Below are 24,786 nucleotides of genomic sequence, written 5' to 3'. Positions count from 1 at the left end.
CGATCTCACGGCGGCCCCCGACCACCGCCGCACAGACCAGGAGCCTCCCGTGACCAGCACGACCACCCAGCCCGAGACCGCGTCGTCCAGCCCGACGTCCACCGCGTCGACCGACCGCGTGACGAGTACCGTCGACCCCGTGGACAGCCCCGAGCTCCAGGCCCGCACGAGCGACCTGCGGGTCCGCGCGCTCGACGCGCTCCCCGCACCGCGCACGATGCTCGCCGACCTGCCGCTCGGCGCGACGCGCAGCGACCTCGTGACGACGTCGCGCCGCGAGGTCCGCGACGTCCTCGCGGGCGACGACGACCGCCTCCTCGTCATCGTCGGCCCGTGCTCGGTGCACGACCCCGAGGCCGCGCTGGAGTACGCGGGCCGCCTGGCCGCCGTCGCGCACGAGCTCGCGGACGACCTCATGGTCGTCATGCGCGTCTACTTCGAGAAGCCGCGCACGACCGTGGGCTGGAAGGGCCTCATCAACGACCCGCACCTCGACGGCTCGCACGACGTGCACCACGGCCTGCGCCTCGCGCGCGAGGTGCTGCTCGGCGTGCTCGACGCCGGCGTCCCGGCCGCGTGCGAGTTCCTCGAGCCGACGAGCCCGCAGTACATCGCCGACGCCGTGTCGTGGGGTGCGATCGGCGCGCGCAACGCGGAGTCGCAGGTGCACCGCCAGCTCGCCTCCGGCCTGTCCATGCCCGTCGGGTTCAAGAACGCGACCGACGGCGACGTGCAGATCGCGGTCGACGGCTGCATCACCGCGGCGAGCGAGCACACGTTCTTCGGCATGGACTCGCTCGGCCGGGCCGCCGCCGTGGAGACCGCGGGCAACCCCGACTGCCACGTCATCCTGCGCGGCGGGCGCTCGGGCCCCAACTACGGGGCCGACGACGTCGCGGCGGCGCTCGCGGTCGCGCGCGCCTCGGGCCGTGGCGGGGTCACGGAGCACGGGCTCGTCATCGACGCGTCGCACGGCAACTCCGGCAAGAGCCACGTGCGCCAGGCGGAGGTCGTGCGCGAGGTCTCCGCGCGGCTGGCCGAGGGCGAGCAGGGGATCACGGGCCTCATGATGGAGAGCTTCCTCGTGGCGGGCGCGCAGAAGCCCGCGCCGAGCGGCCTCGTCTACGGGCAGTCCGTCACCGACGCGTGCATCGACTGGGACACCACGGCCGACCTCCTGCGCGAGCTCGCCGCCGCGGTGCGCACCCGCCGCGCGCTCTGACGCTCTCCCGGCGTCGTCCCATCCGCGGAGGCGTCGGCACCGAACCATGAACGTCCCGGACGGTCCGGGAGGGTGCGGTGGGAGGCCCGGTGCCGAGAATCGTGGCCGACGTGCCGCAGCGGGTGGGTGGGGCGTCCGTGCCGCACACTGGCCGGGTGCCACCTCCCCTGACGACGAACCCCGCGGTCGACGCCGCGCTGGTGGCGTGCGCCGCCGGCGACCCGGCCGCGTTCGCGCCCGTCTACGACGCGCTCGCGCCGGTCGCCTACGGCACGTGCCTGGGCGTCCTGCGGGACCCGGACCACGCGGCGGAGGTCGTGCAGGAGGTGATGGTCGAGGTGTGGCAGACGGCGGAACGGTACGACGCGACACGCGGGTCCGCGCGCACGTGGGTCGTGACGCTCGCGCGGCGGCGCGCGGTGGACCGGGTGCGTGCCGAGCAGGCGCGCCGCGACCGCGACCAGCGCGACGTGGACGCGTCGACGGCCACGGTGCCGCGTGACGTCGTCGTCGAGGACGTCGAGCAACGGTTGGAGGGCGCGGCCGTGCGGCAGTGCCTGGACTCGCTCACGGCGACGCAGCGGGAGGCCGTCGTGCAGGCGTACTACGGCGGGCTCACCTACCGGGAGGTCGCCGAGCGGCTCGACGCGGCCCTCCCGACCGTGAAGTCCCGGATCCGGGACGGGCTCCTGCGCCTGCGCGACTGCCTGGGGGTGCGCCGTGGCTGACGAGACCTCGCCGCGGGGGGCCGGGCCGGACGACCTGCGGGACGTCCGCGACCTGCTGCCTGCCTACGCGCTCGACGCGGTCGACGACGTCGAGCGGCGCGCCGTCGAGCGCCTGCTCGCGGCCGACCCCGACGCGCGTCGCGCGCTCGACGAGTACCGCGACGTCGTCGCGGCGTTCGCGGTCGAGACCGCCCCGCCGCCCGCGCTGCGCGACGCCGTCCTGGCCCGGGTGGCCGCGTCCGCGGCCACCGTCCCGTCCGCCGGGGAGAGCACGGGGGGCGTCGTCGTCGACCTCGCGGCCGCGCGCCGCGCGCGCCGACGGCGCTGGACCGGGCTCGCGGCGGCGGTGGCCGCGGTCGTCGCGGTGGCCGTCCCGACGACGGTCGCGGTCCGCGCGACGCAGGAGCAGTCGCGCCTGCAGGAGCAGGCCGACGCGATCGCGCGGATGCTCGCCGACCCCGACGCGACGATCCTGCACGGTGAGGTCGCGGGCGGCGGGCAGGCGTCGGTCCTCGCCGCGGGCGACGACATGTACTTCCGCGCGTCCGACCTGCCCGACGCCGGCGACGACCGGGACTACCAGCTCTGGGTGGTCGAGCCCGACGGCGCCGTCGTCTCGGCGGGCGTCCTCGACGTCCAGGACGGCAGCACGTCGCGGCTCGTCCAGGACGAGCCGGGTGTCGGCATGGCCGTGACGGTCGAGCCGGCGGGCGGCTCGGAGCAGCCCACGACGGACCCGGTGGTCGCGCTCGTCGGCTGAGCGCCGCGGTCCGGAGGGGTCGGGACGCGCGCGAGAGAACTCGTGCCGATCCCGACCCATCCACCCGGGGCGGCGCTCCGAACCCTCGGCATGACGCCCCGCACCGGCGGGGCGACGACCCGAGGAGAGACCGATGAACGTTCGCACCCGCACGTCGTACGCCGTCGCCGGCATCGCCACGCTCGCCATGCTCGGCCTGTCCGCGTGCAGCTCGGACACGGACACGGGGTCCGACTCGACGACGACCGACTCCCCGTCCGAGGACACCATGACGGACGACTCGACGTCCGACGGCATGACCGACGACTCGACCGAGGGCTCGGACGACATGGCGGCCGACCCTGCCGCGAACCTCGTGGGCCCCGGCTGCGCGGCCTACGCGGAGCAGGTGCCCGACGGCGCCGGGTCGATCACCGGGATGTCGACGGACCCCGTCGCCGTGGCGGCGTCGAACAACCCGCTGCTCACGACGCTCACCGCGGCCGTCACGGGCGAGCTCAACCCGGACGTGAACCTCGTCGACACGCTCAACGGCGGCGAGTTCACCGTGTTCGCCCCCGTCGACGACGCGTTCGCGACGATCGACGCCGCGACGCTCGACTCGCTGAAGACGGACTCCGACACGCTGACGAAGATCCTCACGTACCACGTGGTGCCCGGCCAGCTCACGCCCGACCAGGTCGTCGGCGAGCACGAGACCGTCGAGGGCGGCACGGTCGAGGTGACCGGCTCGGGCGACGAGCTCATGGTCAACGACGCGGCCGTCGTGTGCGGTGGCGTGATGACGCAGAACGCGACCGTGTACCTCGTCGACTCGGTGCTCATGCCGACCATGTGACCCTCCCGGCGCGTCCAGAAGCGGGCGTGCGGTGGACCCGCGCGAGCGGGTCCCGACGGCCCCGACCGGACGGTCGGGGCCGTCGTCGTGCGCCCGGCGACGTGCTCTCGGCGCGTGGCGGACCCATCCGCGAGGGCCGCCGGTCCGAACCCCGGGCATGGAGACGCTCATCGTCATCGGCCTGCTCGGGGGACTCATCACGGGGATCTCGCCGTGCATCCTGCCCATGCTGCCCGTCATCTTCTTCGCAGGCGGCGTGCAGGGCGCGCGCACGGGGGAGGCGCCGTCGGGCACCGCGGAGACCGGGACGGGCGGCGTCTTCCCGGGGCTGTTCGCGGGCGTCCCCGACGTGGTCCGCGTCGGCGGTCGCCCGGCCGCGGGGCTGCGCGGCCGGGGTGGCCGGGGTGGCCCGGGCGGCGCGCAGGAGACCGGGGCGCGCGAGGTCGCGGCGCGGCCGACGCGCGGCGGGGCGCTCGCCCTCGACCTGTCGACGGGGGACGCGGAGCCCGCCACCCCGGCCGACGAGGGGCCCGGTCGCCGCGCGACGCGGCGGGCCGCGCGCCGCTCGTGGCGCCCCTACCTCGTCATCGCGGGCCTGGTCCTCAGCTTCAGCGTCTTCACGCTCCTCGGCTCCCTGCTGCTGACCGCGCTCGGGCTCCCGCAGGACCTGCTGCGCTGGGCGGGCATCGTGCTCCTCGTCGCGATCGGCGTCGGGATGATCGTGCCGCGCGTCGAGGAGGTCCTGGAGCGGCCGTTCCGGCGGGTCGCGGCGCTCGGGGCACGACGCGGCGCCGCGCGCCAGGACCGCGGGGCGTTCGTGCTCGGCCTCGGCCTCGGCGTGCTGTACGTGCCGTGCGCCGGGCCCGTCCTCGCGGCGATCACCGTGGCGGGGGCGACGGGGAACATCGGCCCGGGCACCGTCGCGCTGACGGTGTCGTTCGCGGTCGGGGCGGCGGTCCCGCTCCTGGTCTTCGCGCTCGCGGGACGCCGCGTCGCGGAGCGGGTCCGCGGGTTCCAGCGGCACACGCGCGGCATCCGCGTCACGGGCGGCGTCGTGATGATCGCGCTCGCAGGCGCGCTCGCGCTGAACCTCCCCGCCGCGCTCCAGCGCGCCCTGCCGGACTACACGGGCGCGCTCCAGCAGCGGGTCGACGAGAACGACGCCGTGCGCGAGGCGCTCGACCTCGGCGGGCTCGTCACCGACGAGAACCGCGAGCTGTCGAACTGCTCGAACGGCGCGCCCGTCCTGGAGGACTGCGGCACCGCGCCGGAGCTGCGCGGCATCGACACGTGGCTCAACACCCCGGGCGGCGACGGGCTGACGCTCGAGGGGCTGCGCGGCAAGGTCGTGCTCGTCGACTTCTGGACCTACTCCTGCATCAACTGCCAGCGCGCGATCCCGCACGTCAACGCCTGGTACGACCGGTACCGCGACGTCGGCGCGGGGTTCGAGGTCGTCGGGGTCCACACGCCCGAGTTCGCGTTCGAGCGCGAGACGCGCAACGTCGTCGCGGGCGCGCAGGACCTCGGCGTTCTCTACCCCGTGGCCCAGGACAACGCGTACGCGACCTGGACGGCCTACCGGAACCGCTACTGGCCCGCGCAGTACCTCGTCGACGCCGACGGGACCGTGCGCCACATCCGCTTCGGGGAGGGCGGGTACGAGGACACCGAGCGCCTGGTGCGCGAGCTCCTCGAGGACGCGAACCCGGGCGTGGAGCTGCCCGAGCCCACCGCCGTCGGCGACACCACGCCGCAGGACGAGACGACGCCCGAGACCTACTTCTCCATCAAGCGCGTCGTCAACTACGCGGGCGAGCCGCGCTACGCCGCGGGGCAGCAGGACTTCACGCTCGCCGACGACCAGCGGCAGGACACGTTCTCGCTCGGCGGCACGTGGGACGTCGACTTCCAGGGCGCGACCGCCGTGTCCGACGACGCGCGCGTGCGCCTCGCGTACCGCTCGACCGACGTGTTCACGGTGCTCGGCGGCGAGGGCACCGTCACGGCGCGCGTCACGACGGACGGGCGGACCACGACCAGCGAGATCGACGTCTCCGGCAGCCCGACGCTCTACCCGGTCCTGGAGGGCGACGGCCCGACGGAAGGGCTCGTCGAGCTCGACGTCCCGCCCGGCGTCCAGGTGTTCACCGCGACGTTCGGGTGACGGGTCAGCTCGCGAGCTCCCGCGCGGGCGTCCACGACCCGATCGTCGCGGTCCCGCCGCCGAGCAGGTCGAGGCCGTCCCCGACGCCGGGGATCCCCGCGAGCCCGACGACGGACTCGGGGTCGCCCGGCTGCGGGGCCACGAGCAGCGTCGTGACGAGCGGCGGGTCGTCGGCCGTCGACCCGCCGCGCCACGAGAGCGCGGCCCAGGCCGTGGCGCCGGGTGCGAGCGTGAGCGGGGCGAGGCCGTCGTCGTCCGGCTCGAGGAGCACGTCCGTCTCCGAGCCGTCGTCGGCGACGAAGCGGAGCGCGGGCGGTCCCGCGAGGACGCACTCCGCGGTGCCGTCGTTGCGGGCCGTGACGGTGAGGAACCGGCGCCCCGCCGCGGCGTCGAACCCCGGGGCCCCGAGCGCGAGGTCGCCGGGCGCGCACGCGCCCGCGGGGCGCGCCCCGGCGCCCGGCGCCACCCCCGCGACGAACCCGGAGCGCGTCGCGGACGCGCCGCCGTCGGTCGAGCCGTGGACCTGGTACGCGAGCACCGGGCCGGAGTAGGCCGCGCCGTCGAGCGTGCGCGCGACGACGGCCGCGTCGCCCGAGGTGATCACCGTGAGCAGGGGGTCCTGCGGGAACGTGTCACGGACGGCGTCGTGCACGACCTGCGTCACGCCGGGCTCCGCGGCGACGTCGGCCAGGAGCGTGAGCAGGGCGTCGTCGGGGACGGTCAGCCCGTCGCCGTCGTAGGTGCCGACACCGGAGCCCTGGACGCCGAGGCTCGTCAGCCCTCGACCTTCGGCCCGCACGAGCGCGGCGACGGGGACGAGGTCGTCGGCCGAGCGGACGTCGACCGAGGCGGCGCCCGGGGCGAGGTACACGCGCCGCACGGAGTCGTGGGCGACGAGGCGGACCGCGTCGGCGACGGCGTCGGCACCGAGGAGGTCGGGGCGCGGCTCCCCGGTGGCTGGGTCGACGCCGGGGACGGAGGCCGCCCCCGGGCCGTGCTCGACGGCGAGCGTCCCGCCGCCCGCGTCCGTGCCCTCGACCCGGAGCGACCACGCGCCGCCGCCGGGCACCGCGGCGACGATCGCGCTCGCGTCCCTGGCGGTGCGCTGCGCGACCTCGGGGGACGGGAGCGGGGTCACGAGCGTGATCTCGGCCGACGTGCCCACCCGCCCGTTCGTCTGCACGTCCTCGACGCCCGGCAGGGCGAGCAGGAGCGCGGTCATGTCCTCGACCTCGTGCTCCGGGTCGCCGGGTGCGGGCGACGTCGCCGTCGACCCGTCCGGTGGTGACGACCGGAGCGCGGCCGGTCCGTCCGCCACGGCCGCGTCGAGGACCGCGGGGGCGAGGAGCGCGGCGACGACTGCGAGGCCCACGCCGGCGACCGACGCGACGACGGCGATCGTGCTCCGCGGGACCCGGGTCGCGTTCTCCGGCGGAGCTACGTCGGTACCGTCCGTCGTCGGTGCGGTGCGCTCGTCGTCCACGGCCGAGACGCTACCCACGCGGACGCCGCGACGTGGCCGCACCGACGCGGTCTGCGCGGGCTCGCCGCGGGGTCTTCACATGCGTCCCGCGCCGGAGGGACGAGCGGCGGCGGGGCGGGTGCAGGGTCCCTTCCGAATCGGTCTTTCAGCCCATCGGGGGACCTGCCGGGCGCCGCTCCATAGCAGGACTCCTGGATGCCGGCAACATCTGGCATGATCCGGCCATGACAGTGAGGACGGCCGCCGAGCTCGCGGCGGTCGACGACCCTGCGTGGCCGACGCTCTCCCGCATGCTCGGGCGCGGCGGCGTGGAGGTCGTGCCGGCACCCGCGTGGTCGCTCGAGGTCCTCTACCGGCTCCAGGTCACCGTCCGCTCGACGCTGGGCGCGCTCGCGCTCCACACGGGCGGGGTCGTCGTCGACGGCGGGTGGCTGCGGATCATCGGCGGGGGTGGCGCGGGACTGCCCGACCTCGCCACCGTCAACGGGCTCGGCGAGCCGGGGGAGCACAGCGTCGCGCCGTCGGTCCTCGTCGTCGCGTACGACGTGCTGGGCGGCACCTTCGCGATCAACGGCGGCGGGCTCCCGGGGCAGCTCGGCAACGTCAACTACTTCGCGCCCGACTCGCTCTCGTGGGTCGACCTCGGGTTCGGCCAGGCTGCGTTCCTCGAGTGGGCGGTGAGCGGTGGGACGACGGAGTTCTACGCCACGGTCCGCTGGCCCGGCTGGTACGACGAGGTCGGGACGGTCCGGCTCGACGAGGGGCTGAGCCTCTACCCGCCGCTGTGGTCCGAGGAGGGGCGCGACGTCGCGCGGTCGTCGCGCACCCCCGTCCCGCTCGGCGAGCTGGTCGACTGGCACTTCGAGATGGCCGAGCGCATGACGCCGGTCGACGACTACGTGCGCGACGCCGACGAGCACCTCGACGGCTACGGGGGCTGGCCGGCCGGGGACTTCCGGCCGTAGCCGGTCAGGGCCACCAGGGTCGGGCGTCGTCGAGCAACCCCGACGGCACCGTGCCGAGCTTGTCCGGGTTGCGGACGATGTCGAGGGCCGCGATGCGCCCGTCCACGAGCGTGAACGCCAGGACGGTGAGCACCCCCGAGCCGTCGACGAGCGCGAGCCCGGGGCGGCCGTTGACGTCGACGGCGCCCGCGCCGCGCGGCCGGTTGCGCAGGTAGGAGAGCAGGACCTCCCCGACCGTCGAAGCCCCCTGGACCGGGTGGCGCAGCGCGCGGACCTTGCCGCCGCCGTCGCCCCGGAGGGTCACGTCGGGGTCGAGCAGGCCGAGCAGTCCCGGCAGGTCGTCGCCCGCGCACGCCGCGACGAACGCCTCGACGACGCGCTCCTGCTCGGCGCGCGACGTCCGGCCGCGCGGGCGCCCCGCCTCGACGTCCTTGCGGGCGCGCGACGCGAGCTGGCGCACCGCCGCGGGCGAGCGCCCGACGACGTCGCCCACCTCCTCGAACGGCAGCCCGAACACGTCGTGCAGCACGAACGCGACGCGCTGCGCGGGGGAGAGGCGTTCGAGCACGACGAGCAGCGCCATGCTCACCTCCTCGTCGAGCGTGACCCGCTCGGCCGGGTCGGTGGCACCGGCCGTCGCCTCCGCGGAGGACGCGACGGGGGAGCGCGCGCCGGGCGCGGTGACGACGGGCTCGGGCAGCCACGTCCCGACGTAGCGCTCGCGCCGCACGCGCGCGCTGCCGAGCACGTCGAGCGCGAGGCGCCCGACGGTCGTCGTGAGCCACGCCGCGAGGTTGCGGATCGACGCCGGGTCCTGGGTGCGCAGGCGCAGCCACGCGTCCTGGACGCAGTCCTCGGCGTCCGACCAGGACCCGGTGGTCGCGTAGGCGAGGCGCAGGAGGCGCGGACGCTCGGCCTCGAAGGCGTGCGCGAGGTCGTCGGTGCTCATCGCGCGGCCGTCGCGGCGGGCTGGGCGGCGAGCCAGTCGCGGAAGGTCGTCGTGCCGCGCGCGTCGGGGTGCGGGTCGGTGAGGCCGCCCGCGCGCAGCGCCCGCCCGAGCTTCCCGGGCAGCGGGACGCGGACGGGGACGGCCCGCGAGCCGGTGGCGGCGCGCCAGGCGCGCGCCGCGTCGCGCAGGTCGAGCACCTCGGGCCCGGCGACGGTCGTGGTGCCGCGCAGCGGCTGGCGCTCCGCGGCGTCGGCGACGGCCGAGGCCGCGTCCCGTGCCGCCACCGGCTGGACCGGGGCACGCAGCAGCGGCACGACGCCACGTCGTGCGGCGCCGGCGAGCGTCCCGGCGACGAACTCGTGGAACTGCGTCACCGCGACGACGGTCCACGGGACGGCGCCGGCGGCGACCGCCCGCTCCTGCTCGACCTTCACGCCGTAGTAGGCCATCGGCACATCGTGGCACCCGACGATCGAGACGAGCACGTGGTGCCGCACCCCGGCGTCGTGCTCGGCCGCGAGCAGCCGGCGCGTCCCGTCGACGAGCGTCGCCCGCGCGTCCGTCGTGGACGACGACGCGTTGCTCGCGTCCACGACCACGTCCACCCCGGCGAGCGCGGCCGGGAGCCCGGCGCCCGTCCGGAGGTCGACGGCGTACCGCTCCGCGTGCCGGCTCAGCGCGCGCACCTCGTGCCCGCGCGCGGTCAGCGCCGCGACGACGTGCCGGCCGATCGTCCCTGTCCCACCTGTCACTGCGATCCTCATGCCCGTACGACGCCGCAGCGCCCCGGGATGTGACACCGTCACCCGCGGAGACAGTTGTATACAAGTGCGCAGAGCGTGTGGCACGATGGCCGGGTGACGACGACGCCCGACCTGCGCGCCGCCGTCGGGCAGGCCGCGACGGCCCCCGGCGACGCGGGCCTCGCACGCCGCCAGTCCGGCGCCCGCGCGGTCTACGACCTCCTGCGCGGCCGCATCATCGACGGGTCCCTCGCGCCCGACGCACGGCTCACCGAGCCCGTGCTGTCCGCCGAGCTCGGCGTCTCCCGGACCCCGGTGCGCGAGGCGCTGCGCCTGCTCCAGGCGGAGGCGCTCGTCGTCGAGCTGCCGACCGGGGGCGTGCGCGTCGCGCCGCTGGACGTCGCGGACGCGCGCCGCGTCTACGACGTGCGCGCGCGCCTCGAGGGCCTCCTCGCCCGGGACGCGTGCGAGCGCGCCACGCCCGACGACGTCGCCCGCCTCGTCCGGCTCGTGACCCTCATGGACGCCGTGCGGGACCACGAGGACGAGGTGCTGCGCGTCGGCGCCCAGTTCCACGGCGAGATCGAGGCGCTCGCCGACAACCGCTGGGGGTCGGCGCTCCTGCGCCAGATCCGCGGCCACGTCGACCGGTACCGCGCGCTCGCCGCGCGCCGCCGCGTCGGCACCACCGACCACGTCGACGAGCACCGCGCCGTCGCCGACGCGATCGCGAGCCGGGACCCGGCCGCGGCCGAGGCCGCGATGCGGGCCCACATCGAGCGCAGCGCCGCCCTCGCCGAGCAGTCGCTGCGCGGCGCGGGGTCGGCGCCCGACGACCTCCCCTGACCACCGCCCACCGCACGACGGAGACACCGATGCCGTACACCCACCACCTGCGCGTCTACCCCAGCGCGGAGCCGCTCGACCGCACCGACCAGCTCGCGTGGAAGCTCGCCGAGCTCGCGACCGATCCCGTCGAGGTCACGCCCGAGGTCGTCGACATGGTGATCAACCGGGTCATCGACAACGCGGCCGTCGCCGCGGCCAGCCTCACGCGCGGCCCCGCGGTCGCGGCGCGCGGCCAGGCGCTCGCGCACCCGTACGCGCCGGGGTCGACGGTGTTCGGCTGCGCCCTCGCGACGCGCACGAGCCCCGAGTGGGCGGCGTGGGCGAACGGCGTCGCGGTGCGCGAGCTCGACTTCCACGACACGTTCCTCGCCGCCGAGTACTCCCACCCGGGCGACAACATCCCGCCCATCCTCGCCGTCGCGCAGCACGCCGGGTCCGACGGCGCCGCGGTCGTCCGCGCGATCGCGACCGGCTACGAGATCCAGGTCGACCTCGTCCGCGCGATCAGCCTGCACCGGCACAAGATCGACCACGTCGCGCACCTCGGGCCGTCGGCCGCGGCGGGCATCGGGACGCTGCTCGGCCTCGACACCGAGACGGTGTTCCAGGCGATCGGCCAGGCCCTGCACACGACGACGGCCACGCGCCAGTCCCGCAAGGGACAGATCTCCACGTGGAAGGCGCACGCCCCGGCCTTCGCGGGCAAGGTCGCGGTCGAGGCCGTCGACCGGGCGATGCGCGGCCAGACGTCGCCCGAGCCGATCTACGAGGGCGAGGACGGCGTCGTCGCGTGGCTGCTCGACGGCCCGGACGCGGCGTACGACGTCGTGCTCCCGGCCCCCGGCGAGCCGAAGACCGCGATCCTCGACACGTACACCAAGGAGCACTCCGCGGAGTACCAGTCGCAGGCGCTCATCGACCTCGCCCGCGCGCTGCACGACGAGCACCCGTGGCTCGCCGACCCCGAGAACGTCGCGTCGATCGTCATCCACACGAGCCACCACACCCACTACGTCATCGGCTCCGGCGCGAACGACCCGCAGAAGTACGACCCGACGGCGTCGCGCGAGACGCTCGACCACTCGATCCCGTACATCTTCGCGGTCGCGCTGCAGGACGGCGGCTGGCACCACGTCGACTCGTACGCCCCCGAGCGCGCCGGCCGCCCCGACACCGTCGCGCTGTGGGCCAAGGTCACGACCGCCGAGGACCCCGAGTGGACGCGCCGCTACCACTCGACCGACCCGGCCGAGAAGGCGTTCGGCGGGCGCGTGGAGATCGAGCTGGCCGACGGCGGCCGCCTCGTCCGCGAGATCGCCGTCGCCGACGCGCACCCGCTCGGGGCGCGGCCGTTCGGCCGTGAGCAGTACGTCAAGAAGTTCCGCACGCTCGCGGCCGACGTCCTCGAGGACGCCGAGATCGAGCGCTTCCTCGACCTCGCGCAGCGGCTCCCGTCGCTCACGGCGGACGAGGTGCGCGAGCTGACGATCGTCGGCCGCCCGGGGCTGCTCGACTCCGTCCCCACCCCGACCGGGCTGTTCGAGCTCGGACGCGACGAGGTCGGCGGGGCGCGCGCCGGGTTCGAGGGGGAGGGCTTCACCATGCACGAGGCGCCCGACGCCGCGGCGCAGCCGGGCGGGCCGGGTGACCCCACGGCGTCGGGCACCACGACCACCGAGGGAGAGGCGCGCTGATGCTGTACAGCCAGGTGACGCCGTCGGACAAGCGGCGCGCGTTCCGCGCGGCGCTCGACGCCGCGGCGACCACGGGGGAGCCGCTGCGGCTCCCGGGCGCGTTCAACCCGCTGTCCGCGCGCCTGATCCAGGACAAGGGCTTCGAGGGCGTGTACGTGTCGGGGGCCGTGCTGTCGGCCGACCTCGGCCTGCCCGACATCGGCCTCACGACCCTCACCGAGGTCGCGGGGCGCTCGCAGCAGATCGCGCGCGTCACCGACCTGCCCGCGCTCGTCGACGCCGACACCGGCTTCGGCGAGCCGATGAACGTCGCGCGCACCGTCCAGGCGCTCGAGGACGCGGGCGTGGCAGGCGCGCACGTCGAGGACCAGGTCAACCCCAAGCGGTGCGGCCACCTCGACGGCAAGGAGGTCGTCGGGCTCGACGAGGCGGCGAAGCGCGTGCGGGCGGCCGCCGACGCGCGCCGCGGCCCCGGCTTCCTGATCATGGCGCGCACCGACGTCCGCGGCACGATCCCCGGCGACGCCGGGCTGCGCGCCGCGATCGACCGCGCCAAGGCGCTCGTCGACGCGGGCGCCGATGCGATCTTCCCCGAGGCCATGAAGGACCTGTCGGAGTTCGAGGCCGTCGCGTCGGCCGTGGACGTGCCCGTGCTCGCCAACATGACCGAGTTCGGCAAGTCCGAGCTCTTCACGCGCCGCCAGCTCGGCGACGCCGGCGTGCGGCTGATCATCTACCCCGTCACGCTCCTGCGGGTCGCGATGGGCGCGGCCGAGCGCGCGCTCGACGAGATCGCCGCGACCGGCACCCAGGCGGGGCAGGTCGAGAGCATGCAGACGCGCGCGCGCCTCTACGAGCTGCTCGACTACGCCGCCTACAACACCTTCGACGAGGGCATCTTCACCTACCGGCCCTGACCACCGGCCGGTGCCGCGAGCCCGTCGGCCGCGGCACCGGCATCTCCCCGCGACCCGTGCTGCACGAAGGAGTGACCGCATGACCACCTCCCCGACCACCACCGAGGGGCCCGAGATCCGCAAGGGGCTCGCGGGCGTCGTCGTCGACGTCACCGCGATCTCGAAGGTCAACCCCGACACGAACTCGCTCCTCTACCGCGGCTACCCGGTGCAGGACCTCGCCGCCCGGCGCAGCTTCGAGGAGGTCGCGTACCTCCTGTGGCACGGCGAGCTCCCGACGCCCGAGCAGCTCGCCGAGCAGACCGCCGTCGAGCGTGCGCACCGCGCGCTGCCCGGCAACGTGCGCAACGCGATCCTCGAGCTCCCGACGACGTGCCATCCCATGGACGTCGTCCGCACCGCGATCTCCCAGCTCGGCGCCCACGACCCCGACGCCGAGGACTCGTCTCCCGAGGCCGAGCAGGCCAAGGCGGTCCGCCTGTGGGCCGTGCTGCCCGCCGCCGTCGCGCTCGACCAGCGCCGCCGTCGCGGGCAGCAGATCGTCGAGCCGCGCGACGACCTCGCCTACGCCGAGAACTTCCTGTGGATGACGTTCGGCGAGGAGCCCGAGCCCGCCGTCGTGCGCGCGTTCGAGGTGTCGATGGTGCTCTACGCCGAGCACTCGTTCAACGCGTCCACGTTCACGGCGCGCGTCATCACGTCCACGCTGTCCGACCTGCACTCGGCGGTGACCGGCGCCGTCGGCGCGCTCAAGGGCCCGCTCCACGGCGGCGCGAACGAGGCCGTCATGGCGACCTTCGCCGAGATCGGCACCGCCGACCGCGCCGAGGCCTGGCTCGACGACGCGCTCGCCCACAAGCGCAAGATCATGGGCTTCGGGCACCGCGTCTACAAGCACGGGGACTCGCGCGTCCCCACCATGCGCGCGACGCTCGACGACCTCGTCGCGCACTACGGCCGCCAGGACCTCCTCGACCTCTACACCGCGCTCGAGACCGCGATGACCGAGCGCAAGAACATCCTCCCCAACCTCGACTACCCGGCCGGCCCCGCGTACCACCTCATGGGCTTCGACACCCCGATGTTCACCCCGCTGTTCGTCGCCTCGCGCGTGGTGGGCTGGACCGCGCACGTCATGGAGCAGCGCGCCGCCAACGCCCTCATCCGCCCGCTCAGCGACTACGTCGGCCCGGAGCAGCGCGACCTCCCCTGACACTGACCCCCCCCGCCCTGCGCCGAACAGGTGGTCCTGGCGCGTCCCTTCCCCCCGGACGAGCCAGGACCACCTGCTCGAACGGCTGGGATCGCCTGGTCGGGGGCTCAGGGGCTCAGGGGCTCAGGAGACGAAGGACTCCAGGTCGGTGCGGTCGACCGGAGCGTCGCGGTGGATGAGGGCCTTGACGTCCTCCATGCGGTCCCAGACGTTGACGGCCATGCCGGCCTCGACGCGGCCGTCCTTGAGCCAGAACGCGACGAGCTCGCGGTCGGGGACCGAGCCGGAGACCACGACCTCGTCGTAGGCGTCGGGGCCGGCGACGAAGCCGAGGTACTCCATGCCGACGTCGTACTGGTCGGAGAAGAAGTACGGCAGCTCGGGGTAGGGGTCGGTCGCGCCGAGCATCGCGCGCGCGGCGTGCGGACCCTGGTTGAGGGCCGTCGCCCAGTGCTCGACGCGCACCGACCTTCCGTAGCGCGCGGACGGGACGCTCGCGATGTCGCCGGCGACGAAGACGCCGGGGTCGGTGGTCTGGAGCGTCGCGGAGGCGACGACGCCGCCCGTCGAGGAGTCGAGCGCGAGGCCCGCGTCCCGGGCGAGCCCGATGTTCGGGACCGCGCCGACGGCGACGAGCACGAGGTCGGCGTCGACGTGGGTCCCGTCGGCGAGGTCGACGCCCGTCGCGCGGCCGCCTGAGCCCGAGATGCCCGTGACCTGGGCGCGGCGGTGGAGGTGGACGCCGTGGTCGGCGTGGACCTGCCCGTACAGCTCGCCCATCTCCGGGCCGAGGACGCGCTCGAGCGGGTGCGTGCCGAGCCCGATCACCGTGACGTCCAGACCGAGTGTGCGGGCCGACGCCGCGACCTCGAGCCCGATCCACCCGTCGCCGACGATGACGAGCCGCCCCGCGCCGCCGTCGTGGGCGGCGCGCAGCGCGGCGGCGAGCGCGTCGCTGTCGTCGAGCGTGCGCAGCTCGTGGACGCCGTCCAGGTCGAGGCCGGGCAGCGGGATCCGGCGCGGGGCCGATCCCGTGGCGAGCAGCAATTTCTCGTACGGCAGTGTCCGGCCGTCGGCGAGGGACACGCTCCGGCCCGCGAGGTCGACGGCGGTCGCGTCGGTCCCGGTGAGGAGCTCGACGTCGTGCTCGGCGTACCAGTCCGCGGAGAGGGGGAACACCGACTCGCGCTCCGCCTCGCCGCGCAGGTAGTCCTTCGACAGCGGCGGCCGCTCGTACGGCCGGTGCCGCTCGCGCGCGACGACGGTCAGCCCGCCGTCGTAGCCCTCGTCGCGCAGCGTCTCGACGGCCTTCGCGGCGGCGAGCCCTCCTCCGACGACGACGTGACGTCCAGCGCTCATCAGAACCTCCGCGGTGACTCGGTGCCCCGGACTCGGGCGGACCGCCCCAGTCTCGCGCGATCGTGTGCGAGGTGCGAGGTGCGAGGTGCGAGGTGCGGTGGCAGGTGTGCGCACGGCCCTGGGCGTGGCGCACGCCGGTTCGCGCCGCCGCGCCGTGGCAGCGTTCATGCGTTTCGCGTGACGCCCCGTGCGGTGCGCACGGGCAGGCTGTCCACGACAGCACCGTCGTGCACCGCGCGGCGGTCCCCGCGCGGAGGAGGTGCCGTGAGCATCGTCGTCGGCGCGATCGTGACCGCCGTCGTCGTCGCCGTGGCGGTCGCGACGATGCTCCTCGTCCGGCGGCGTGCACCGGCCGGCAGCCGGTTCAGCGACGGCGACCGGGCGTCCGGGGTCTTCGGGGTGGTCGCCACCGGCTTCTCGGTGCTCCTCGGTTTCATCGTCTTCCTCGCCTTCGAGTCCTACGACGAGGCGAGGAGCGGCGCTGAGGCCGAGGCGCGGATCGTCGTGCAGCAGCTGGAGACCGCGCAGTTCTTCGCCCCCGACGACGCGGCGCGGCTCTCCGGCGAGCTCGTCTGCTACGCCCGGTACGTCGTCGCGAACGAGTGGGAGCAGATGGCGGACGGCGAGCTCGGCGAGGCCGTCAACCCGTGGGGGGTCGCGCTCTACCGGACCGTGCGCGACGTCGTCCCCGCGTCGGACACCCAGCAGTCCGCCTACGACCGGTGGATGGACCAGACCGCGGCCCGCGAGGACGCCCGCCAGTCCCGCGTGCACGGCGCGGAGGGCCTGATCCCGCTGCCGCTGTGGCTCGTCCTCTTCGTCGTCTCCGCGACCGTCTTCGTCTTCCTGCTCTTCTTCGCCGACTCCGCGGAGCGTGCCGCGACGCAGGGCCTGCTCATGGGCAGCGTCACGCTCGTCATCACGCTCCTGCTGTGCCTGCTCGCGTTCTTCGACCATCCGCACGGGCACCAGGTCGGCAAGCTGCAGCCGACGGCGATGGAGCGCGCCCTCGTCCTCCTGGTGGGGGAGGCGGAGGCGGCGGGGGTGACGATCGACCCACCGTGCGACGCCGCCGGGACGGCGACCGGCCTCGGTGCGGGCCGGTCCTGAGGACGGGGGTCGGGGAGCGGGGACGCCTCTGGCGACGGACATGAAGAAGGCCCGGAATCGTGGCGATTCCGGGCCTTCTGCCTGGTCGGGGTGACAGGATTTGAACCTGCGACCTCTTCGTCCCGAACGAAGCGCGCTACCAAGCTGCGCCACACCCCGGTTGCTCGTCCGCACGACGATCGACGAGGAGTCCTCGTCTTCCGCGCGGGAAGCCTGCTCAGAATAGCCGACGAAGTGCCGTGCGACGAAACTCGATTCCCGTGACCCCGGCGACACCCGGTGCGCGCCCTCGCGGTGAGGGCGCGCGCACCGCGGTCAGCGTGCCGTCAGGGTGAGCAGCGTCGCCTCGGGTCGGCACGCGAACCGCACCTGCGCGTACGGCGAGGTGCCCGCTCCGGCGGAGACGTGGAGCCATGTCGAGTCCTCGCCGCCCGGTGCGTCGGGCCGCGCCCCGGGCCAGCCGTGCAGGCCCTTGGCCCGCCGTCGGTCGATGTCGCAGTTCGTGACGAGCGCGCCGAACCCGGGCACGCAGAGCTGCCCGCCGTGGGTGTGGCCCGCGAGGATCAGCTCCGCGGCGTCGTCGTGCATGGCGTCCAGGACGCGCCGGTACGGGGCGTGCGTGACCCCGACGCGGAGCACCGGTCCGTCGCTCGACGGCGCCTCGGGGCCGTCGTGGCGGCCGTCCGGCGCGGTGGGCGCCGGGAAGACGTCCCGGTCGAGGTGAGGGTCGTCCACGCCGACGAGGTCGAGGCGGACGCCGCCGACCTCGAGGACGTCGCGACGGTTCGTGAGGTCGACCCAGCCCGCGTCACGCATCGCCGCGGCGAGCTCGCTCGCGGGCAGCAGGCGTGCCTGGGACGCGAACGGCACGCGCGCGTCCGGCAGGAGGTACCGCGCCGGGTTCTTGGGGACGGGCGCGTAGTAGTCGTTCGACCCCATGACGAAGGCTCCGGGAGCCGACAGCAGCGGCTCGAGCGCGTGCAGCAGGGGTTCGAGCGAGTCGACGTGCGCGAGGTTGTCTCCCGTGTCGACGACGAGGTCCGGCTCGAGCTCGGCGAGCGAGCGCACCCACTCGATCTTGCGCCGCTGGCTGGGGACCAGGTGGAGGTCCGAGACGTGGAGCACCCGCAGGTCGGGCGTGCCGGCGGGCAGCACGGGCACGGTCACCCGGCGGAGCGTGAAGAGCTTGGTCTCGACGTGCGCGTACGCGACGCCCGCCAGACCGACTGCGGCGAGCGCACCGAGCCCGCGCAGGGCCCGGCGCGGGCCGACGGCGCTCAGCCGTTCCCCCCGCCGCCGAGGTTGCCGAACCACTCGCCGAGGTCGACGTCGTCGCGGCCGGCCCCGTTCCCGCGGTCACCGCGGTCGCCACGACCTCCGCCGGCGTCGGCGTCGGGGGCGTCGCCGCCGCCCTGGTCGCCGCCGCCCTGGTCACCACCCTGGCCGCCGCCCTGGTCGCCGCCGCCACCCTCGGGGGTCGTCGGCGCCGTGGGGGGCGGGGCGGGGGCGTTGATCCGCTTCCAGTCCGGGTCGGCGAAGCCCGGGGCGGGCTGGCCGGCGAGGATCTGGTTCATGTAGTCGCGCCAGGTCGGCGCGGCCAGGCTCGAGCCGTACCAGTAGGGGCGGGTCTTCCCGTTGATCGTGAAGCGCCCGTTCATCGGGACGTCGCTCTCGGCGTTGCCGATCCACACGGCGGTGACGACCTGCGGGGTGTACCCGATGAACCACGTGTGCGTGTTGTTGTTCGCCGTGCCGGTCTTGCCGGCGGCAGGACGCCCGTCGGCGAGACCGTTGCCGCGCCCGGAGCCCTGCGTGAGCACCTGCTGCAGCGCGTAGGTGACCGTGTTCGCGACCGTCGGGTCGATGGCGTTGGGCTGGCAGTTCGCGGACGGCACCGGGAGCTCCTGGCCGTCGGAGTCGAGGACCTTGGTGATCGCGACGGGCGAGCAGTACGTGCCGCCGCTCGCGAACGTCGCGTACGCCGCGGCCATCTGCAGCGGGGAGGAGTTCTGGGTGCCGAGGATCATCGACGCGTTGATGTCGATGTTGCCCTCGTCCCGGAGCATCGACGGCTGGAACCCGGCGGCCTTCGCGGTGGTCGCGATGCCGCACAGGTCGAGCTGGCTCGCCATCGTGGTGTACGCGGTGTTGACGGAGTTGTACGTCGCCTTGAGGACCGACATCGACCCGCTGCCGGGCCCGTCGGAGTTCGCGGGGGTCCACTTCTCGTTCCCGAGCCGCGTGCAGCTCGCGTGGAAGTCGCGGTTGATCGTCCAGGTGCGCTTGTTGGCGCTCACGGTCTCGTAGAGCGAGTGCCCCTGGTTGAGCCACTCGGCGAGCACGAACGGCTTCCACGTCGAGCCGGGGGAGAACCCGTTGGACGACCCGTGGGCCTGGTCGACGCTGTAGTTGACCGCCGTCGTGTTCGGCGCGGGCTCCTGGGTGTTGTCGAACGCGCGGTTCTGCGCCATCGCGAGGATCTTGCCGGTCCCCGGCTCGACGGTGACGATCGCGTCCTCGATCTGGCTCGGGTCGTCCGCCGGGACCGCCGCCGAGGCGTGCTGCTCTGCCGCTGCCTGCATGGCGGGGTCGAGCGTCGTGTAGATGTCGAGGCCGCCGCGGTAGAGCAGCGTCTGGCGCTCCTCCTTGGTCTCGCCGAACACCGGGTCGGACATGATGATCTTCGTGACGTAGTCGCAGAAGAACGCCGATCCGCCGGATGCCTGGCAGCCCGCCTCGAGCGGCTGGACGGAGAGCGTGTCGGCGATCGGACGGGCGCGGCCCGTGTCGTACTCCTCCCGGGTGATGTACCCCTGCTGGTACATCTGGTTGAGCACGATGTCGCGACGCTTCTGGGCGTTCTCCGGCTCCGTGGTCGGGTCGTACGTCGACGGCGCCTTGGTGATGCCCGCGATCGTCGCGGCCTCGACGTAGTCGAGATCGATCGCGCTCTTGTTGAAGTAGTGCCGCGCCGCCGTCTCCACGCCGTAGACCGAGCGGCCGAACTGCGCGATGTTGAGGTACCCCTGGAGGATCTCCTCCTTGGTCATCTTCTTCTCGAGCGCGATGGCCAGCTTGGCCTCGCGCGCCTTGCGCCCGAGCGACTTCTCGTTGGCCTCGTAGAGCGCCATGGTGTCGTTCTCGCGGACCGCCTGCTCGATGAGCACGTTCTTCACGTACTGCTGCGTGAGCGTCGAGGCGCCCTGGGTGTCGCCGCCCGTGATGTTGTTGACGACCGCGCGGGGGAGACCCTCGACGTCGACGCCGCCGTGGTCCCAGAAGCGCTTGTCCTCGATCGCGATGACCGCGTTCTTCATCGCGTCCGAGACCTGGTCCAGCGGGACCACGATGCGGTTCTCGGTGTAGAACGTCGCGAGGCGCGTCGTGCCGTCGTTGGCGTAGATGCGCGACTGCTCGGACAGCGGGCCCGGCTCGAGGTCCGCCGGCAGCTCGTCGAACACCTCGACGGCGGTGTCGGTCGCCGTGTTCGCCCCGGCGGCGAGCGGGACGAGCAGTCCGGCCGCGAGGACGCCGCCCACGCCGGAGACCAGCACGAACGCCAGGAAGAGGGCGACGAGCTGGTACGCGTTGATCTGCCGGCCGCGAGGACGCACAGGGGAAGCCATGGTGCCAACCCTACGGGAGCGACCCTGGGAGGGCCCCGGGATCCCGGGGCTCGCGGGTGTGCGGGTTGTGTAAGCATCCCGCGGCGGTGCTCGCGGGTGATGCCCGCGGCGGCCGACTACGCTCGCCCCATGGCAACCACGTGGGAGTACGCGACCATCCCCCTCATCATCCACAACACCAAGGCCGTCCTCGACCAGTGGGGCTCCGACGGCTGGGAGCTCGTCCAGGTCGTCACGGGCCCCGACGGCAACGGCCTCGTCGCCTACCTCAAGCGCCCGACCGGGGAGAAGTAGTGGCGGGGTTCCCCGCCGGGACGATCGCCGCGCGCCTGACGGAGCTCGGCCTCGCCCTCCCGCCGGTGGCGGCGCCCGTCGCGGCCTACGTGCCCGCCGTGCGTTCGGGCCGGTACGTCCACACGTCGGGCCAGCTCCCGTTCGTGGACGGCGCCCTGCCCGCGACGGGCAAGGTCGGCGACGGCGAGGGGCTCGTCCCGTCCACCGAGGCCGCAGCCCTCGCGCGGCAGTGCGCGCTCAACGCGCTCGCCGCCGTGCACGACGTCGTCGGGAACCTCGACCAGGTCGCCCGCGTCGTGAAGGTCGTCGGGTTCGTCGCGAGCGACCCGTCGTTCACGGGGCAGCCCGGGGTGGTCAACGGCGCGAGCACCCTCCTCGGAGAGGTCTTCGGCGAGGCGGGCGTCCATGCCCGCAGCGCGGTCGGCGTCGCGGTCCTGCCGCTCGACGCCCCGGTCGAGGTCGAGATCGTCGTGGAGCTCGCGGAGTAGCTCCCTCTGCCGGCACGCGAACGGGGTCGGCGGCCAGGTCCTCGCGGACCCGGTCGCCGACCCCGTCCTCGTCGGTGCGGCGGTCAGCGCGCGCGGCGCTCCAGGCGGTCCATGTCGAGCAGGACGACGGCCCGGCCCTCGCGGCGCACCCAGCCGCGCGTCGCGAAGTCGGCGAGCGCCTTGTTCACGGTCTCGCGCGACGCGCCGACGAGCTGCGCGAGCTCCTCCTGCGTGAGGTCGTGCGCGACGCGGATGCCCTCGTCCGTCTCCTCGCCGAAGCGCGTCGACAGGTCGAGGAGCGCCTTGGCGACGCGGCCCGGCACGTCGGAGAACACGAGGTCGGCCAGCGTCTCGTTCGTGCGGCGCAGCCGGCGCGCGAGGGCGTTGAGCAGGTGCTTGGCGACGCTCGGGTGCTTCTCGATCCACTCGACGAGCTGGTCGTGCCCGAGCTCGTAGATGACGGAGTCGGCGACGGAGCTCGCGGTGGCGGTGCGGGGGCCCGGGTCGAACAGGGAGAGCTCGCCGAACATCTCGCCGGGGCCGAGGATCGACAGGAGGTTCTCGCGGCCGTCGTTGGAGCGGCGCCCCAGCTTGATCTTGCCGCTCGCGATCACGTAGAGGCGGTCGCCCGGCTCGCCCTCGCGGAACAGCACGTCGCCGCGGGAGAGCTCGATCTGCTGCATCGACTCGAAGAGGGTGCGCGTCTCGTCCGCGTCCATCGTCGCGAACAGGGGGGCGGAGAGCACAACGTCGTCGTCCACGCGGGGTGTCCTATCGTCTCGTCCTCGGAAATGTTCCAGGACAAGTCTGCCCTACGGCTGCAACTCGGGTGTCGGGGGCGGCGGCTACGGTGGGTCCGTGACCACCACCGAGCCGGCCCGCACGGGGGCGCCGAAGCCCGAGTCGCACCTCGCCCTCGTCCGGCGGGCGCGCCGCACCAACCGCGAGCTCGCGGTCACCTATCCGGACGCGCACTGCGAGCTGGACTTCACGACGCCGCTCGAGCTGCTCGTCGCGACCGTCCTGTCCGCGCAGACCACGGACAAGCGCGTGAACCTCACGACCCCGGCGCTGTTCGCGCGCTACCCGGACGCCGCGGCGTACGCGGGCGCGGACCGGGAGGAGCTCGAGGAGATGCTGCGCCCCACCGGGTTCTTCCGGGCCAAGGCGCAGTCGGTCATCGGCATCGGCCAGGCGCTCGTCGAGCGCTACGACGGCGAGGTGCCGGGCCGCCTGGAGGACCTCGTGACCCTGCCGGGCGTGGGTCGCAAGACGGCGAACGTCGTGCTGGGCAACGCGTTCGGCGTGCCGGGGCTGACGGTCGACACCCACTTCGGCCGGCTCGTGCGCCGTCTCGGCTGGACCACCGAGGAGGACCCGGTCAAGGTCGAGCAGGTCGTCGGCGGTCTCATCGAGAAGTCGGAGTGGACGATGCTCTCGCACCGGCTGATCTTCCACGGCCGGCGGGTGTGCTTCGCGCGCAAGCCCGCGTGCGGCGCGTGCACGATCGCCCGCTGGTGCCCGTCCTTCGGCGTCGGCGAGGTCGACCCGGTCAAGGCGGCGAAGCTCGTCAAGACGAGCTGAGGTCCCCGGCTAGACCGCGCGCGGGAGCCAGTCGAGCAGCAGCTCCGTCACGGCGTCGGGCGCCTCCTCGGGGAGGTAGTGGCCGGCACCGTCCACGACCTCGAAGCGGAAGTCGCGGGCGAGCGCGGCGCCGTCTGCGTCCGCGAGGTCGCGTCGCACGAGGCCGTCCTCCTCGGCGTGGACCTGCAGCGCGGGGACGTCGATCGGGCGGCGGAGCGCGGCGAGGAAGCGACGGCCGTCCGGGCGAGGGGTCGAGCGCACCGCCCAGCGCAGCGACTCCATGGCGGTGTGCGCCGCGAACGGGATGCGCATGACCGTGCGGTACGTGTCGACGACGTCGGGCGCGAAGGGCGTGGCCGCCCCGGTCGCGAGCACCTCGGCCACGAGGTCGCCGCGGACGAGCGCGCGCTCGGGCAGCGTGGGCACCTGGTAGAACGCGAGCTGACGCAGCGCGGCGGGCGTGAGCAGACGGCGGGCGGAGGTGTGCAGCCGCGCGGGATGCGGCGCGGAGAACGCGGCGACGCCGGCCGTGACGGCGGGCTGGAGCGCGGCCATCGCCCAGGCGAGGCTTCCGCCCGTGCCGTGGCCCACGACGACGGCGCGTCCGGACCCGAGCGAGCGCACGACCCCCGCGATGTCGCGCGTGCGGGTCGGGGCGTCGTAGCCGATCGGCGGCTTGTCGGAGGCGCCGACGCCCCGGACGTCCATCGCGGCGACGCGGTAGCCCGCCGCGGCGAGCGGCTCGATCTGGTGGCGCCACGCCCACCAGAACTGCGGGAAGGAGTGGAGCAGGACGACGAGCGGCGGCCCGGGGTCCCGCACCCCGCGGTCCTCGGGACCGGCGAGCGCGACGTGGAAGCGCGCGCCGTTGGCCGGGACGAGCTCATGGCGCCAGGGGCCGTCGGGCAGCGCGGACGTGAAGTCGGAGGGGTCGGGCGTCACCCGGACGAACCTACCGGGGTCCCGGGCCCGCTGTCGGCCGACGACCCGGCGGTGCCCGCCCCGGCGTCCTCCGCCCCCTCGGCGGGGCGGCGGTCCTTCGGCGGGTCGAACCGGTACCCGACGTTGCGCACCGTCCCGATGAGCTGCTCGTGCTCGGGGCCGAGCTTGGCGCGCAGGCGCCGGACGTGGACGTCGACGGTCCGCGTGCCGCCGTAGTAGTCGTACCCCCACACCTCCTGGAGCAGCTGGGCGCGGGTGAACACGCGGCCGGGGTGCTGCACGAGGTACTTGAGGAGCTCGAACTCCTTGTAGGTGAGGTCGATGGGCCGGCCACGCAGCCGTGCGGTGTAGCCGCTCGCGTCGATCGCGAGCTCGCCCGCCGCGATCTCCTGTGGACCGTCCTCGGCCGGGCCGCGCGCGGACCGCTCGACGACGAGGCGCAGCCGGGCCTCGACCTCCGCCGGGCCGGCGCCCTCCAGGAGGAGGTCGTCAGCCCCCCACTCCGCCGTGACGACGGTCAGGCCGCCCTCGGTGAGGACGAGCACGAGCGGGACGGTGAGCCCGGTGGCGTGCAGGAGGCGGCACGTGGTGCGGGCCGCGACGAGGTCGCGCCGCGCGTCGAGCAGCACGACGTCGGAGTCCGGGGCGTCGACGAGCGCCGACGGCTCCATGGGAAGGACTCGGATGCGGTGCGAGAGCAGGCCGAGGGCAGGCAGGACCTCGACAGAACCGCCTGTCGCGGGGGTGAGGATGAGCAGGTCTGCCATCCGGCACCTCCTTCCGGGTCGCGGGGCGCGGGCGGCGCCCCCGGGCGTCGACGCGTGGCGACCGGGCCGGGACGTACCTCTGCGGGGC

At 74.6% G+C, this 24,786-nt stretch carries 22 protein-coding genes, 1 tRNA gene and 1 pseudogene; 14 read left to right on the top strand and 10 right to left on the bottom strand.

Annotated features, from left to right (window positions below; translation table 11 throughout):
- The first annotated feature begins 118 nt into the window (after positions 1-118).
- The 5 genes from NHH00_RS15600 (at position 119) to NHH00_RS15580 (ending at position 5,715) form a co-directional block, all read left to right on the top strand.
- Positions 119-1,222 carry a 3-deoxy-7-phosphoheptulonate synthase gene (locus tag NHH00_RS15600; RefSeq protein ID WP_374615249.1) on the top strand — a complete coding sequence of 368 codons (1,104 nt, stop codon included), beginning with the start codon at positions 119-121 and terminating at the stop codon, positions 1,220-1,222.
- Between the two features lie 155 nt (positions 1,223-1,377).
- A complete protein-coding gene (gene sigK, locus NHH00_RS15595) occupies positions 1,378-1,950 on the top strand; it encodes an ECF RNA polymerase sigma factor SigK (protein ID WP_253053926.1) in 573 nt (190 codons plus the stop codon).
- Entirely contained in the window at positions 1,943-2,710 is a 768-nt protein-coding gene (locus NHH00_RS15590; protein WP_253053924.1) for an anti-sigma factor, read from the top strand. The genes sigK and NHH00_RS15590 overlap by 8 nt, the downstream gene beginning before the upstream one ends.
- Before the next feature lie 133 nt (positions 2,711-2,843).
- A complete protein-coding gene (locus tag NHH00_RS15585) occupies positions 2,844-3,548 on the top strand; it encodes a fasciclin domain-containing protein (protein ID WP_253053922.1) in 705 nt (234 codons plus the stop codon).
- Positions 3,549-3,705: 157 nt separating this feature from the next.
- Positions 3,706-5,715 carry a cytochrome c biogenesis protein DipZ gene (locus NHH00_RS15580; protein ID WP_253053920.1) on the top strand — a complete coding sequence of 670 codons (2,010 nt, stop codon included), beginning with the start codon at positions 3,706-3,708 and terminating at the stop codon, positions 5,713-5,715.
- Between the two features lie 4 nt (positions 5,716-5,719).
- Here the strand turns inward: NHH00_RS15580 and NHH00_RS20790 are convergent, their stop codons facing one another.
- Positions 5,720-7,198 (bottom strand): DUF4232 domain-containing protein, encoded by a 1,479-nt coding sequence (locus NHH00_RS20790; RefSeq protein ID WP_308202329.1) that lies wholly within the window; start codon positions 7,196-7,198, stop codon positions 5,720-5,722.
- A gap of 224 nt (positions 7,199-7,422) precedes the next feature.
- On the opposite strand from NHH00_RS20790, the gene NHH00_RS15570 reads away from it, so the two are divergent.
- On the top strand, positions 7,423-8,163 hold the full coding sequence (locus NHH00_RS15570) for a DUF2625 family protein (RefSeq protein WP_253053918.1): 741 nt from the start codon (positions 7,423-7,425) through the stop codon (positions 8,161-8,163).
- 4 nt (positions 8,164-8,167) lie between these two features.
- On the opposite strand, the gene sigJ is transcribed toward NHH00_RS15570, so the two are convergent.
- Together sigJ and NHH00_RS15560 are read right to left on the bottom strand one after the other, a co-directional pair.
- Positions 8,168-9,112 carry an RNA polymerase sigma factor SigJ gene (gene sigJ / locus NHH00_RS15565; protein ID WP_253053916.1) on the bottom strand — a complete coding sequence of 315 codons (945 nt, stop codon included), beginning with the start codon at positions 9,110-9,112 and terminating at the stop codon, positions 8,168-8,170.
- Positions 9,109-9,864, bottom strand: a complete 756-nt coding sequence (locus NHH00_RS15560; protein ID WP_253053914.1) for an SDR family oxidoreductase — start codon at positions 9,862-9,864, stop codon at positions 9,109-9,111. Before NHH00_RS15560 ends, sigJ begins: the two co-directional genes overlap by 4 nt.
- A gap of 105 nt (positions 9,865-9,969) precedes the next feature.
- Here NHH00_RS15560 and NHH00_RS15555 point away from each other — a divergent pair, with 105 nt between their 5' ends.
- The 4 genes and pseudogenes from NHH00_RS15555 (at position 9,970) to NHH00_RS15540 (ending at position 14,528) form a co-directional block, all read left to right on the top strand.
- Complete coding sequence (locus tag NHH00_RS15555; protein ID WP_253053912.1) at positions 9,970-10,701, top strand: GntR family transcriptional regulator; 732 nt, start codon at positions 9,970-9,972, stop codon at positions 10,699-10,701.
- A 29-nt stretch (positions 10,702-10,730) separates the two neighbouring features.
- Positions 10,731-12,245, top strand: a pseudogene (locus NHH00_RS15550) (MmgE/PrpD family protein); the annotation flags it as partial.
- 152 nt (positions 12,246-12,397) lie between these two features.
- On the top strand, positions 12,398-13,315 hold the full coding sequence (prpB, locus tag NHH00_RS15545; protein WP_253053908.1) for a methylisocitrate lyase: 918 nt from the start codon (positions 12,398-12,400) through the stop codon (positions 13,313-13,315).
- A 79-nt stretch (positions 13,316-13,394) separates the two neighbouring features.
- On the top strand, positions 13,395-14,528 hold the full coding sequence (locus NHH00_RS15540) for a bifunctional 2-methylcitrate synthase/citrate synthase (RefSeq protein ID WP_253053906.1): 1,134 nt from the start codon (positions 13,395-13,397) through the stop codon (positions 14,526-14,528).
- Positions 14,529-14,651: 123 nt separating this feature from the next.
- Here the strand turns inward: NHH00_RS15540 and NHH00_RS15535 are convergent, their stop codons facing one another.
- On the bottom strand, positions 14,652-15,887 hold the full coding sequence (locus tag NHH00_RS15535) for an NAD(P)/FAD-dependent oxidoreductase (RefSeq protein ID WP_253053904.1): 1,236 nt from the start codon (positions 15,885-15,887) through the stop codon (positions 14,652-14,654).
- Positions 15,888-16,151: 264 nt separating this feature from the next.
- On the opposite strand from NHH00_RS15535, the gene NHH00_RS15530 reads away from it, so the two are divergent.
- Positions 16,152-16,997: a bestrophin-like domain gene (locus NHH00_RS15530; protein WP_253053902.1), complete on the top strand. Its 846-nt coding sequence runs from the start codon at positions 16,152-16,154 to the stop codon at positions 16,995-16,997.
- 82 nt (positions 16,998-17,079) lie between these two features.
- On the opposite strand, the gene NHH00_RS15525 is transcribed toward NHH00_RS15530, so the two are convergent.
- The 3 genes from NHH00_RS15525 to NHH00_RS15515 all read right to left on the bottom strand — a co-directional run bounded on the left by NHH00_RS15525 (position 17,080) and on the right by NHH00_RS15515 (position 20,623).
- Positions 17,080-17,156, bottom strand: a tRNA-Pro gene (locus NHH00_RS15525).
- A 156-nt stretch (positions 17,157-17,312) separates the two neighbouring features.
- Positions 17,313-18,278 (bottom strand): metallophosphoesterase, encoded by a 966-nt coding sequence (locus tag NHH00_RS15520; RefSeq protein ID WP_374615247.1) that lies wholly within the window; start codon positions 18,276-18,278, stop codon positions 17,313-17,315.
- The gene (locus tag NHH00_RS15515; protein WP_253053900.1) at positions 18,275-20,623 is read right to left on the bottom strand and encodes a transglycosylase domain-containing protein; all 2,349 of its coding nucleotides are present in this window, start codon (positions 20,621-20,623) and stop codon (positions 18,275-18,277) included. The genes NHH00_RS15520 and NHH00_RS15515 overlap by 4 nt, the downstream gene beginning before the upstream one ends.
- Before the next feature lie 129 nt (positions 20,624-20,752).
- Between NHH00_RS15515 and NHH00_RS15510 the strand changes: the two genes are divergently transcribed.
- Positions 20,753-20,917 carry a hypothetical protein gene (locus tag NHH00_RS15510; RefSeq protein WP_021481786.1) on the top strand — a complete coding sequence of 55 codons (165 nt, stop codon included), beginning with the start codon at positions 20,753-20,755 and terminating at the stop codon, positions 20,915-20,917.
- A complete protein-coding gene (locus NHH00_RS15505; protein ID WP_253053895.1) occupies positions 20,917-21,405 on the top strand; it encodes a RidA family protein in 489 nt (162 codons plus the stop codon). Before NHH00_RS15510 ends, NHH00_RS15505 begins: the two co-directional genes overlap by 1 nt.
- 83 nt (positions 21,406-21,488) lie before the next feature.
- Here NHH00_RS15505 and NHH00_RS15500 read toward each other — a convergent pair whose 3' ends face one another.
- Positions 21,489-22,166 carry a Crp/Fnr family transcriptional regulator gene (locus NHH00_RS15500; RefSeq protein WP_021481784.1) on the bottom strand — a complete coding sequence of 226 codons (678 nt, stop codon included), beginning with the start codon at positions 22,164-22,166 and terminating at the stop codon, positions 21,489-21,491.
- A 97-nt stretch (positions 22,167-22,263) separates the two neighbouring features.
- Between NHH00_RS15500 and nth the strand changes: the two genes are divergently transcribed.
- Positions 22,264-22,989 (top strand): endonuclease III, encoded by a 726-nt coding sequence (gene nth, locus NHH00_RS15495; protein ID WP_253053893.1) that lies wholly within the window; start codon positions 22,264-22,266, stop codon positions 22,987-22,989.
- Between the two features lie 9 nt (positions 22,990-22,998).
- On the opposite strand, the gene NHH00_RS15490 is transcribed toward nth, so the two are convergent.
- Positions 22,999-23,931, bottom strand: a complete 933-nt coding sequence (locus tag NHH00_RS15490; protein WP_253053890.1) for an alpha/beta fold hydrolase — start codon at positions 23,929-23,931, stop codon at positions 22,999-23,001.
- The gene (locus NHH00_RS15485) at positions 23,928-24,698 is read right to left on the bottom strand and encodes a winged helix-turn-helix transcriptional regulator (protein ID WP_253053888.1); all 771 of its coding nucleotides are present in this window, start codon (positions 24,696-24,698) and stop codon (positions 23,928-23,930) included. The genes NHH00_RS15490 and NHH00_RS15485 overlap by 4 nt, the downstream gene beginning before the upstream one ends.
- Between the last annotated feature and the right edge of the window lie 88 nt (positions 24,699-24,786).

Origin of the sequence: Cellulosimicrobium cellulans (assembly GCF_024124905.1) — a bacterium.
Lineage (GTDB): Bacteria > Actinomycetota > Actinomycetes > Actinomycetales > Cellulomonadaceae > Cellulosimicrobium > Cellulosimicrobium cellulans_G.
Note: the sequence above shows the minus strand (reverse complement) of the source record. Positions and strands in the feature narration are given on the sequence as shown.